Source organism: Parabacteroides sp. AM58-2XD, assembly GCF_003463685.1.
Classification (GTDB): domain Bacteria; phylum Bacteroidota; class Bacteroidia; order Bacteroidales; family Tannerellaceae; genus Parabacteroides; species Parabacteroides segnis.
This window is the reverse complement of the sequence record NZ_QSDP01000080.1, coordinates 17,706-29,915: the sequence shown is the minus strand read 5'-3', so window position 1 is coordinate 29,915 and position 12,210 is coordinate 17,706. Positions and strand designations below refer to the sequence as shown.

Below are 12,210 nucleotides of genomic sequence, written 5' to 3'. Positions count from 1 at the left end.
CCATTTCTTACAGTTTTCTATCTAGGAGAAATGTGGCTGAAGCCAAAAGAGAGAAACAACTTGTAAACCGTCAGCTGAAGCAAACGGCAAATGAACCTGTAATAGTCAAGTGACTCTGATTATGGTGGTTGTATGGCGGGGATATGACACACCCCCTTCCCCCTCTCGAGAGGGGAGCCAGTTACAACCAGTTGCTATAAACAAACACTCATATTTGATAATATTTGAACTGTACGTATATCATTAATTAATCCCTTTTACGGAAGGGTAGACTAAATAAAATACACCTATGTTTATATTAATGCCAATTATTTTTGTCGTGGGCATCCTGGCTATTGCGCTTGAAGATAAGATAAAGATCAACAAAGCGGCAACAGCTCTTTTTATGGCCATTTCCTTATGGATGATATTGATGTTCGACGCTTATAATATTTTCGTTGAACGTTCGAACCCGCTGTTCGAAGAGTTTCTGATGCAGAACCCCGAAATGACAAATCTGCCTGCAAAAGACCAGTTTATTAATTTTATAACCAACCGTTCTATTGTTTACCATCTGGGAAATGTGGCAGAGACCTTGTTCTTTGTGATGTGTTCCATGCTGATTGTCGATATTGTAGATAAACACGGTGGTTTCAGGGCCGTGACGGGATATATCCGCACCTCCAACAAGCGGAAACTGTTGTGGTATATCAGTTTTGCCACTTTCTTCTTCTCCGCTTTGCTGGATAACCTGGCGGCAGCGATCGTGATTATGGCGGTACTTCGTAAGTTGGTTCCCGACAGGACCGACCGGTTGAAATATGCTTGTATGGTGATTATCGCAGCCAATGCCGGCGGTTCATGGTCGCCCATCGGTGATGTGACGACAATCCTGCTCTGGGTAGGAAAGAATGTGACGGCTATGCATCAGATTTCGCATGTATTTATTCCTGCATTGGTTAATATGCTGGTTCCGCTCTCCATTGCCCATTTCTGGTTGTTCAAGAAAGATGCCCAGTTGCGTGTCATGAGTGAGGAAGAGGCTGCCGATGAGTTTATTCCGGAAATACCGAATCATTCACGCCGGGTGATCTTTGTGATCGGCGTACTTTCATTGGCTTTGGTTCCGGTCTTTCAGATGCTGACCAATTTGCCTCCGTTCCTGGGGGTATTGCTGGGACTGGTTATTTTATGGATATATACCGATGTCATGTACAGCCGTTTGCATGTGCATGAATCGGAAAAGCTGCGTATTACCCAGTTGTTGCCGAACATCGACCTGGCAACGATCTTTTTCTTCCTGGGAATCTTGATGGCGGTAGGCGCCCTGGAGACATCGGGACAGTTGGGGATCATGTCCGCCTATCTCGACAAACATGTGCATGAACCTTATTTAATCAGCTTTGTGATCGGAGCTTTATCTTCCTGCGTGGATAACGTGGCGTTGGTGGCAGCAACGATGGGTATGTATCCGATCGTGCAGCAAGCACCGGATTTGGCACCCTATGCACAGTTTTTTGTTTCCGACGGAGGATTCTGGACATTCCTTGCTTACTGTGCCGTAACAGGCGGTAGCATCCTGATTATCGGTTCGGCAACAGGTGTCACGGTGATGGGATTGGAGAAAATAGATTTCATGTACTATACAAAGCGATTTTCAATATTGGCATTGATTGGCTATATTTGCGGTGCGGCAGTATATATGCTATTATTCGCTTAAACTTATTTATATGAAAAGAAAATGGATTATCGCAGCAGCCTGTGCCGTTTTGCTTTCCGGAATGGAGGCAATGGCTTGTACGGGTTTGCTGGTAGGGAAGAAGGCATCGGTCGACGGATCGGTGATGATCAGTTATGCAGCAGATTCGCATACCCTGTATGGCGAGTTATACCGTTGGCCGGCAGCGACCTGGCCGAAAGGCGCCATGCTGGAAGTCAGGGAATGGGATACAAATAAGCCGCTGGGACAGATTCCGCAGGTGGAACAGACGTATTCGGTTGTCGGCAACATGAATGAACATCAGGTGGCTATCACGGAAAGTACGTGGGGTGGACGTCCGGAGCTGGTGGATACAACAGGTATTATTGACTACGGCAGCCTGATCTACATCGCCCTCCAGCGTTCAAAGTCAGCTCGCGAAGCAATCAAAGTAATGACCGACCTGGTGAAGGACTACGGTTATTACAGCAGCGGCGAGACTTTCTCTATCGCCGACAAGAACGAAGCATGGGTGATGGAGCTGATCGGTAAAGGTCCGGGTAACAAAGGGGCTGTTTGGGTGGCCATCCGTATTCCGGATGATTGCATTTCTGCACATGCCAACCAGTCGCGCATCCAGCAGATTCCTTTTGATGACAAGGAAAACTGTATGTATTCGCCCGATGTTGTTTCTTTGGCCCGCGAAAAAGGGTATTTCAGCGGAAAAGATAAAGACTTCAGTTTCCAGAAGGCCTATTGTCCTTACGACTTCAGCGCATTGAGAGGTTGTGAAGCACGTGTATGGTCTTTCTTCCGTAAATACGATAAAACAATGGATAAGTACACCGACTTTATCAAGGGTGATCCTTCCAAGGAGCCGATGCCGTTGTATGTGAAGCCGGACCGTCTGTTGTCTGTTCAGGACGTTCAGAACGGTATGCGCGACCATTTTGAAGGAACCGATCTGGATATGACGAAAGATGCCGGAGCCGGTTCTTATAAAGTGCCGTATCGCTGGCGTCCGATGACGTTTAAGGTAGATGGACAAGAATATACCAACGAACGTGCCATCGCTACGCAGCAGACCGGTTTTGTAATCGTTCCGCAGATGCGTAACTGGTTGCCGGATGCGATCGGTGGAATCCTTTGGTTCGGTGTGGATGATGCCGATATGGCTGTGTTCACTCCGCTGTATTGCTCTATCACGGAATCGCCCGAGTGCTACCGGGTAGGAAACGGGGACATTATGAATTTCTCGTGGACTTCCGCATTCTGGATTCACAACTGGGTGGCAAACCAGGCTTACGGCAAATACAGCTTTATGATCAAAGACATTCGTCCGGTTCAGCAGGAATTGGAAAACAGTTATAAAGAGGTAATTCCGGCTATCGACAAGGCAGCCTCCGATTTGTATGCCAAGAATCCGGCGGAAGCAGTCCGGTTCCTGACCTGGTTCAGCACGACGACTGCCGATCAGGCAACTGCCCGCTGGAAGAAGCTCGGCGAGTATCTTTTAGTAAAATACATGGACGGAAACGTTAAGAAAGAAGAAAATGGCCAGTTCAAGCAAAATGGCTACGGGCTGTCCGAATATCCTGATTTCCCTGGCTACGATGAGGATTATTATCGCAGTATTGTGAAAAGTGCAGGTGACAGACTTAAAGTAAAATAATTATATTTGCGCATAATGTTGAACTAAATTAATGAGAGTATGAAGAAATTAATTGTTATGTGCATGCTGGCAATTATCAGCATGAGTGCATTTGCACAGACTCAGCAAGGACAATCGTCTTTCGGTTTTATCTTGGTTATGGGTTTAACGAGAATGGAAATGCGTTGTTGGGGTTGGATTATCGTTATAATCTGACGGATGAGGTTCGTTTGGCGCCATCTTTGTCTTATTTTGTGAAAGATGATGGTTTGAGTGCCTGGGCTATCGACGTGAATGCCCACTATGTATTCAAATTGAGTGATATGTTCGGTTTCTATCCTTTGGCAGGTCTTGACCTTTCATTCTGGAAAGTAAGTTTGGGTAATAGTGCAAGTCTGAATAAGACTCGTTTAGGAGCCAATATCGGTTTAGGAGGTGAAGTATATGCAACCGATCAGTTGAGTGTCGGTTTGGAATTCAAATATAATATACTCAAATCCTGGGGAGACTTGAGATTATCTCAGCCGCTTTTGGCGCTTCGCATCGGATATAATTTCTGATAGATCAATTTTTACAATAAAAAAACAGAAAAGGGGATGAGCAGAAATGTTTATCCCCTTTTTTTGTTTATATTTGCGAGTGTTGTTTTTCAAACGGAGTTTGTCACTTAAATTTGATCTGAATGAAAATATTCCAGCAAGAAATATCGGAGAGTCACCGCAATGTTGTCAAAGGACAGCATGTAAGAGGACTATTATGCGAACACAAATGGTTCGTACTCGGTGAAAATGGCGTAGATGAGATTTTGACGTTTTGGGAAGACGGATTTTTGACAATCTCGAACAAGGGTAAAAAGAGGAAAGGAACCTGGCGATATAACTCCTATAACCAATCGGTGCATCTGGTAAAATCGGACTTCATATGCGACCTGCGTCTTTTTTTCTGGAATAGAGTAGTATTAGTCCTGCAATTGCGTGAGGATAACGGTTATTTGTTTTTGATAAATGCCGCTTATAAGGATCGATTCGATTGCATGGTTCTGGAAGATTTTAATGCCTATGCCAGCCAATGGGAACATGAACAGGCGGCAAAAGGACAAAAAATGGAGGCATTGAAAAATTTGAAAATTGGACAAAAGATGATTCTTGAGGAGCTGGAAACAATGAGAACCAGCGGAGATTTGTCTGGGATACTAGTTACCCGTCTGGCAGAACTTTGGGCAAAAAATGAGCAAAGATTGGAAGAAGAAGTCACCAGAAAACAGAAGCGACTAAGAGAAAAACAGAAATCTGAAGTCTCACATCTACTCGCAGAACAAAAGGAAATGACGAAAAAATACTCCGGACAAGTGGTTGAACTTAAGGAACAGCTGGAGCTACAGAAGCACGAAGCTCGTGAAGAAGTGTCGCAGCTGAGAAATAAACTGATAAAAGAGTTAGATCAGAATATAGCTCTGATAGGAGAACGACGGAATTTATGGGAACAGAAAATAGATGCTCAGCGAAAGTTGAATGAATTGAAAAAGCAATTGGATAGCAGGGAGCAACCGGAACAACCGAAGCAACCGGAAGCACCGAAGCAACCGGAACCATCCGATCGATTGGAACAACTGATTTTGACGATTAAGCAAGATATCTTTGGACTGATGAAAATGAAAGTAAAAGATTATATACGATTCAGAAGTTTAGATATAGGCATTGAAATGGATATAGCGTTGGATAAAGACAAGAAATATAAAAAGATGTTCATGACAAAAATAATTGTGATCACATCATTGGCTGTTTTGGTACTATTCCTGTTACCTTATTTATGGAATATCATTTATTATGATAATCTTGGAGATTATCTCGAGATTTTATTATATACCTCTTTTTTATTTATTGGGGGAGCTTTTACGATACTCGCCTATTACTTTTTCAACTTGAGTGAAGACAGTTATAAAGTAAAATTAAAGGGAAAGATCGAAGAAGAACATAATAATGATTTTATGGATAGTTTGATGCCTTGAGAAATGCTTTCCCGGTTTGGGAAACGGCTTTACACCCTTGCAAAGTAGCTTTCCCGGTTTGGGAAACGGCTTTACACCCTTGCAAAGTACTTTCCCGATTTGGGAAACGGCTTTACACTCTTGCAAAATGCTTTCCCGGTTTGGGAAACGACTTTACACCCCTGCAAGATACTTTCCCGACTTGGGAAACGATTTTACATCTTCTTGGAAATTGTTTTGACAAAACAGTTATCTTTTGAAATATAATGCTTACCTTGCCCTCGTTAACAAAAAATAGAAATCATGGGAACATACTTAAAATTCACCGATTTTTCTGCAAATAATTTCAACAACGCCGAGTACCTCAGTTTTCTCCGCCGTTTTCGTGCCCTCCTTCCGTTCCCGGAGCAGGGTGGCGACCGACCCGAAATCGAAAGTCTCAGCGTCAATGAATCGAACGGTGTCCCTGCATTGGGCGTTTCGGCCGCTCAACTTACTGCCCTCGATGCAGTGATCGACCAACTCACCGATCTGAACAACCAGAGCCGTATCAGCCAGGAAACTGAAACGTTGAACGACACTGACAAGCAACGCGACAACGTTGCCGTCTATGCTTTGAACCGGATAAACAATTCCGCTACCCTGCCACTCCAGGCAGAACAGGAAGCCGGTAAGTTTCTGCGGAACGTAGTGAAACCATATACCGGAATCGCACGCCTCCCGCTCAATCAGGAAACAGAAACGATCAAAGGACTCTTGGTCGATCTGAGAAAACCTGAAAATGCATCTGCCGTACAGGCTTTGAGCCTGACCCCTTATTTGAATGAACTGGAACGTTTGAATAATCTATATGAATCACTGGTGGCCCAACGTGCTGCCGAACGTCTGGCTAGTAGTGTAGACAACAGTAAGATCGTGCGTGCCCAAGGTGATGATATTTATGACGATATAACCTCGCTGGCTTTTGCCTGGAGCCTGGCGAATCCTTCGGACGAAGCTACTGCTTTTATCCGCAATGTCAACGCTCTGATATCCGATGCGCAGACAGCCTACAACCAGCGTATGGGACAGAAGAGAAAGAAGGAAAGCGACCGACCGGAGATTGAATAAACTGGGTAAGGTTGCGGTTAAGCCCGTTTTTACATAGGCTGCCGCAACCTCTTTTTTTATTTTATTTCATTACCACTTCAGATAATCCTCGAAAGTAACCTTTTCGAAGTTCGGAATCACTTCATATACTTTATCCTTCAATGATTCTTCCGGGTTGGTGGTGCTCAGGCCGATAACCCGCATGCCGGCAGCCGTTCCCGCTTGTATGCCGGCAAATGAATCTTCAAAAACGAGGCAGTCGGCAGGGGAGACATGCAGGTCGTCTGCGGCCAGCAAGTAACACATCGGGTCAGGTTTCCCCTTCGTGATGCGGTCTGCGGTCACGATTGTATCGAACATGTTTTCCAGATGATGCAGTTTGAATGCCCGTTCAACCTTTGTATTGTCCGAGCTGGTGACCAATCCCATCTGTACACCGTTCTTTTTCAGCAGGTGCAGAAATTCTAGGGAGCCGGGCATGGCGGGCAGGGGCATGGTGCTTTCGTATTCGGTCGATTCTTTGATGATCATCTGACGAAATTCTTCCGTGCGGTCGGAAAAATACTTTTCGATGATATAGGGGAGTGTAGTGCCTTTGATGACAGCAGCGAAGTTGTCGATACCTGTTCCGTAGCGTTCGCCTGCTTCATTCCAGAAAATATCGTAAATGGGTTCTGTGTCGACCAGCACGCCGTCAAAGTCAAAGAGAGCCGTTTTTAATTTCATAAAAATACCTTTATTGATTACATTTTGCACGCAAAGATAAGGCTATTCTTTGAAAAAGCTTCTACCTGTTGTAAAATAGCAACACTTTTGCTGTGCATTTATGAATAATATTTTATCTTTGTGCCCGTACACATGTGTTAGTTGACAGACCAGTAAAACAATTTTCTTATTTATAATACCTAAAAGAAAAACAGAATGAAAGCATCTTTGAAGTTAGCAGCCCTGTCTCTCGCGCTGCTTTGTTCCTGTCAGTCGAATGACGGCTGGGAAAAGTTATTCAATGGTAAAGATCTTACCGGTTTCAAGCAATTGAACGGCGAAGCGCCCTACCGGGTGGAAGACGGCTGTCTGGTCGGAACTTCGGTGACGGGCCAGCCGAACAGCTTTATGGCTACCGAACAGGAGTATGGCGATTTTATCCTGGAATTTGAAGCTCTCTGCGACCCGGCATTGAACTCCGGTGTGCAGTTCCGCAGCGAAAGCCGTCCGGATTACCAGAACGGGCGTGTGCATGGCTACCAATGTGAAATGGATCCTTCCGACAGAGCATGGAGCGGAGGTGTTTACGACGAGGCACGCCGTGTTGGCTGGTGACGCTCGTCGATAACAAACCGGGACAAGCCGCCTACAAAAAGACAGATTGGAATAAATTCCGTATCGAAGCGATCGGCAACAATATCCGCATCTGGCTGAACGGCGTGAACACCGCCAATCTCTATGACGACGAAACAGCCAAAGGCTTTATCGCATTCCAGGTGCATGGCATCGGAAAGAATACCGATCTGGAAGGAAAAGAAATCAAATGGCGTAATATCCGTATAAAGACGGAGAACCTGGAAGCCGAACGCATGCAGGGCACATTAGCTCCTGAAGTGAACCGCGTCCCCAACTACCTGACGGATGCTGAAAAAGCGGACGGATGGAACCTCCTGTTCGACGGACAGACAACTACAGGCTGGCGTGGCGCCCATAAAGAGGCCTTCCCGGATCATGGCTGGAAAGTGGAAGACGGACAGTTGATCGTCTTGAAATCCGGTGGTGGCGAGTCTACCAACGGAGGTGATATCGTGACCGATAAAGAATATGCAGCATTCGAGTTAAGCCTGGAATTTAAAATCACTCCGGGAGCAAACAGCGGAATCAAATATTTCGTGACGGAAGCAGAAAAACCTAGCGGCTCCGCCTATGGCCTCGAATACCAGATATTAGATGACAAACTGCATCCGGATGCCAAACTCTACACAACGACTCCCGGCAGCCGCACCCTGGCAAGCCTTTACGACATGATGCCGGCCGGTAACAAACGTTTCAACGGTGTGGGCAACTGGAACCAGGCTGTCCTGAAAGTATTCCCCAATAACCATGTGGAACATTGGCTGAACGGCTTTAAAACATTGGAATACGATCGTGGTTCGGATGCTTTCCGCGAATTGGTGAAAGGTAGTAAATATGCTGCCCCGTCTTATAACGAGGCAGGACGTTTCGGTGAAGCTCCCCAGGGACATATCCTGTTACAGGATCATGGCGACGAAGTTGCTTTCCGCAGTATCAAAATCAAAGAATTAAAATAATCTTATTTTACACGGAGGAAGCTACACAGGACAACCGGGCGGCGCACTTCGTGATGATACGTTCAGAGGAGGTCAATATATTAAAAGTATATTGGCCTTCGTAATTTTTAAGGACAACCTCCAGGTCGCTGGAAGTTGCAAAGAAAAATCCTTCTTCCGGCATCTCCTGTTCGAAATTGTGGAAGCGGTTGCCGAGATAGAAATTAAGCCCGTACAGGTTCCTGTATTTCTTGAGATTATTCATAACGAACATATTGTTCTCATTCAGCGGATATTCTTTCATTACCTTTTCCGCAAAAGGACGGGCAGAACCATCCTGGCGGATACCCCGCATGATAACCCCGTCGATCAGTAAATTGATCGTAAAACTCAGGGCGATTGTCGCATACAGGATCTTGATGTTTATCTTTTTGAACATCTGGTAAAGCACCGTCAGCAGCGCCACCAAAACGACGATAACAATGCAAACCGTCAGTCCGTAACTGAAAGAAAATATGTTGCTGACAGCTTCGACCTGTGCCAGGGTAGAGGTACGGCTTGTGTACTGGGAAGCAATAGCCACGGGGTCGATAACACCGATCATCGTCAATCCGATGGCAATCAGTACTACGGTAGTGACCGATGCCAGGAAGGCTGCGAAGATACGGGTTACCTTTGTCCTGTATTCCGTGATATAGATGGCGTATTGTGCCAGGAATATTGCGATGAACGGATAAGCCGGCATCAGGTATACGCTTCTCTTGCTGGAAGGGATACTATAAAAGAAGATGATGCAAACCAATGCTACCAGGCTGAACAGTTTTTCCTTTTCCATGGAAAGAATATTATTCCAGCTGTCTTTCAGCACTTGTTTGAACGATCCTTTTTTTCTCTGCCAGTTCAAACCGAAGAGGGAGAAGAAAAAGAAGATGGTCCAGGGAATAAATCCGGCAGCCAGCGTCATAAAGTTATACCATACGCCATTCTCGTGTCCCAGGTCATAATTGATATCGGGCGTATTGAGATGGAAGAAACGTCCGAAGTTTTCGGCAAGTACGACATCGAGAAATTTATCCCCTCCCTGTTTCCAGGCTGCGATATACCACAGCAGAGGCAGGAACAGAGACGAAACGCCGATATAAAGTAGTGCCTTGAAGATTGTCAGCAGGCTGTATTTACGAAGCATCAGCAGATAAGCACCGAACACGAATAGAGGCAAAATAACTCCTACAGGCCCTTTAGTCAGAACCGCACACCCCAACAATACCGGGATAATAACCGGCAGACCTTTTAACTCCAGCCGGTCTTCCCATCGGAACAACTGATAGAGGCCGATGACAATGAATGTCGTCAGTAGCATATCGACACGGGTAGTCATCGCCGCTCTGTGCATTTCAATGCACGTGAGTAGTAGGAGAGTAGCTATAAACGCCTGCTGGAATTTTATCCTTCGCCCGAAAAACATGAGCGTGCATCCCATCAGGCAGATAAAAGCGATTGTAGACGGCAGGCGAGAGGTAAACTCCGATACGTATCCCTGCGGATAAGAGAAAGCAGCCATCAGCCAGTGTGCCATCGGCGGCTTATAGGCAAATTCGTTGGCATAAACCTGGGGTAATATCCAATTGCCTGATTCAAGCATGGATATGGCAACAGATGCTTCACGCGGCTCTCCTTTAGTGGAGAAATCACCCAAGCCGATCCAGGGAAGCACGGAGATTATACAGATTATAATAATCATTGTTACCGGCTTTTGCAGGTAGAGATATTGTAATGTCGGTGTACGCATATTCTTTTTGTAAGAGGACTAAACCAGTTAATGTCGTTATATCAGTTTGCAAAAGAACGATTTTTTGCGGACTTTTTCCTCATTTTTGATAACTTTTTATGTCCCTAAAGATTCTTTGATGGAAGAACGTATGACTTCCGCATCCTCTTTGTTTTCTTTCAGAATGGAAAGAACGAAGTTTAAATAACTTTCCTTGTTACTGATACCGCAGAAGTTACATACACGGCTTTGCGGCAGCATCCCCTTTTGATTATACACACGAAGGATATTCTTGTAATCTCCCGTTTCGATGTACTGGTTGAATTTATCTTTTATCCCATTGTATATTTCATCGACATGGACGTTGTAGCGGATGCTTTCCACATGCTCGGTCAGTTGTTCGACGGTCGTTATCTTGCGGTCGACCGTTGTTTCCAGTTTCTTGCGGACGCGGTGTTTGGCATGCAGGATAACCTGGCTTTCGAGGTCCTTCTCAAAGAGTTTAATTACATTTTCCTTTACCTGGGTAAATACGACATCGGGATCTTTCATCATACGGCGTGCCACGGTGCGTATCACCGGTTCAAGCATCAGCAGGTTTTCCACTTCGGCTACGTCGGGAACGAAGATATGCTGGTCATGCAGATAGTCGATCTCTCCCTGCGTACGGCGGTCGCGGTCTACGATCCCCATGGATTCCAGCGTATGGAAGTCCTGCAACTGCCGGAAAGCCTTTGTCGTTTCAATCACCTTTTGGCAGCCACCCATCGGCTTGACCATATAATCGGGGAAGATCAGCGGGTAGAGGCGGTTGTCGATACTGTTGGAGTCGGTCCCTTCGATGAACAGGATCGGCTTGCGGCTCCCGAGGATATCTATATATACTTCTTCGGGAAGGCTGTCGCTGTTTTCTATCAGTTGGTAGTCCCAAACATGGGCGTCGGCATTGTAGTCCCTGATCCATATCCGCTTGCCTTCCGGGCGAGAAGTGGCAAAGTCGATATCGTGCGTCAGATAAACGAATGTGCAGTCGGGACGCATAGCTTCGATCTCATCCCAAAGCAGGTTCTTGATCGAGTTGTGAAGCAGTATTTCCGGTTCTTCGATCACCAGCAGTTCGTTGGGACGGGCACAGAGTACGGCGCCTATCAGGTAGAAGACGATCTTCTCTCCGTCACTCATTCTGCCGGCCGTATAAGAATCGCCGTCGCGGCTGGTGGAAGCTAGTTCAATAAAGCCGGACTTCCTGACCAGGCGGTTATGTGGGAACATTTTCTCCCAGATGGCCTGTATACGGTCTATTTTGGTAACGGGCGGTTCCAGGTCCGGGGTCAGCTTGCAGGCTTCCTTATAGTTTACTGCCGCCTCAAATTCTTCGCTTTGCAGGTGGAGGATCAGTTTTTCGTATTCTGAAAGGCGGGGCATGAAGATACGTTCTGCGATCATCGATTGCAGGCGTGCCAGTTCATTGCCTTCGACAGGCACAGGTTCTTCACTGCTGATAAACAGGGAGTGCATGCCGGATATCTTTTTACTGTTGTCGGAGTAACGCTCCAGCAGATCTCTGCCGAACGAACTTTTGCCGGCACCATTTGCCCCGATAACGACCAGCACATTAGTGTCGAGCACGATCGTTTCGGAGGCATTCAACTTGGAAGGGAGAGTGAGTTCCATACAGGTACTGATTTATTTTACTCCCAAAGGTAATTAAATTATTCGTATTCTATAGCTTGGGCGATCTTTTTGACGGAGTAAAAATCT

At 45.9% G+C, this 12,210-nt stretch carries 7 protein-coding genes and 2 pseudogenes; 6 read left to right on the top strand and 3 right to left on the bottom strand.

Going from position 1 to position 12,210, the window contains the following annotated elements; genetic code table 11:
* Window positions 1-289: 289 nt before the first annotated feature.
* The 5 genes and pseudogenes from nhaD (at window position 290) to DXA15_RS17640 (ending at window position 6,426) form a co-directional block, all read left to right on the top strand.
* Window positions 290-1,699: a sodium:proton antiporter NhaD gene (nhaD, locus tag DXA15_RS17660; protein WP_128134885.1), complete on the top strand. Its 1,410-nt coding sequence runs from the start codon at window positions 290-292 to the stop codon at window positions 1,697-1,699.
* Window positions 1,700-1,709: 10 nt separating this feature from the next.
* Window positions 1,710-3,350 (top strand): dipeptidase, encoded by a 1,641-nt coding sequence (locus DXA15_RS17655; RefSeq protein WP_128134884.1) that lies wholly within the window; start codon window positions 1,710-1,712, stop codon window positions 3,348-3,350.
* Between the two features lie 39 nt (window positions 3,351-3,389).
* Window positions 3,390-3,889, top strand: a pseudogene (locus tag DXA15_RS17650) (outer membrane beta-barrel protein).
* A 122-nt stretch (window positions 3,890-4,011) separates the two neighbouring features.
* Complete coding sequence (locus tag DXA15_RS17645) at window positions 4,012-5,337, top strand: hypothetical protein (protein ID WP_128134883.1); 1,326 nt, start codon at window positions 4,012-4,014, stop codon at window positions 5,335-5,337.
* A gap of 282 nt (window positions 5,338-5,619) precedes the next feature.
* A complete protein-coding gene (locus DXA15_RS17640; RefSeq protein WP_128134882.1) occupies window positions 5,620-6,426 on the top strand; it encodes a DUF6261 family protein in 807 nt (268 codons plus the stop codon).
* A gap of 69 nt (window positions 6,427-6,495) precedes the next feature.
* On the opposite strand, the gene DXA15_RS17635 is transcribed toward DXA15_RS17640, so the two are convergent.
* Window positions 6,496-7,131: an HAD family phosphatase gene (locus DXA15_RS17635; RefSeq protein WP_128134881.1), complete on the bottom strand. Its 636-nt coding sequence runs from the start codon at window positions 7,129-7,131 to the stop codon at window positions 6,496-6,498.
* 195 nt (window positions 7,132-7,326) lie between these two features.
* Between DXA15_RS17635 and DXA15_RS17630 the strand changes: the two are divergent.
* Window positions 7,327-8,702 (top strand): annotated as a pseudogene (locus tag DXA15_RS17630) (DUF1080 domain-containing protein).
* Window positions 8,703-8,709: 7 nt separating this feature from the next.
* Here DXA15_RS17630 and DXA15_RS17625 read toward each other — a convergent pair.
* Together DXA15_RS17625 and DXA15_RS17620 are read right to left on the bottom strand one after the other, a co-directional pair.
* On the bottom strand, window positions 8,710-10,422 hold the full coding sequence (locus DXA15_RS17625) for a glycosyltransferase family 39 protein (protein WP_233567396.1): 1,713 nt from the start codon (window positions 10,420-10,422) through the stop codon (window positions 8,710-8,712).
* Between the two features lie 144 nt (window positions 10,423-10,566).
* Window positions 10,567-12,123 (bottom strand): DUF4435 domain-containing protein, encoded by a 1,557-nt coding sequence (locus DXA15_RS17620; RefSeq protein WP_128134879.1) that lies wholly within the window; start codon window positions 12,121-12,123, stop codon window positions 10,567-10,569.
* Window positions 12,124-12,210: the final 87 nt, after the last annotated feature.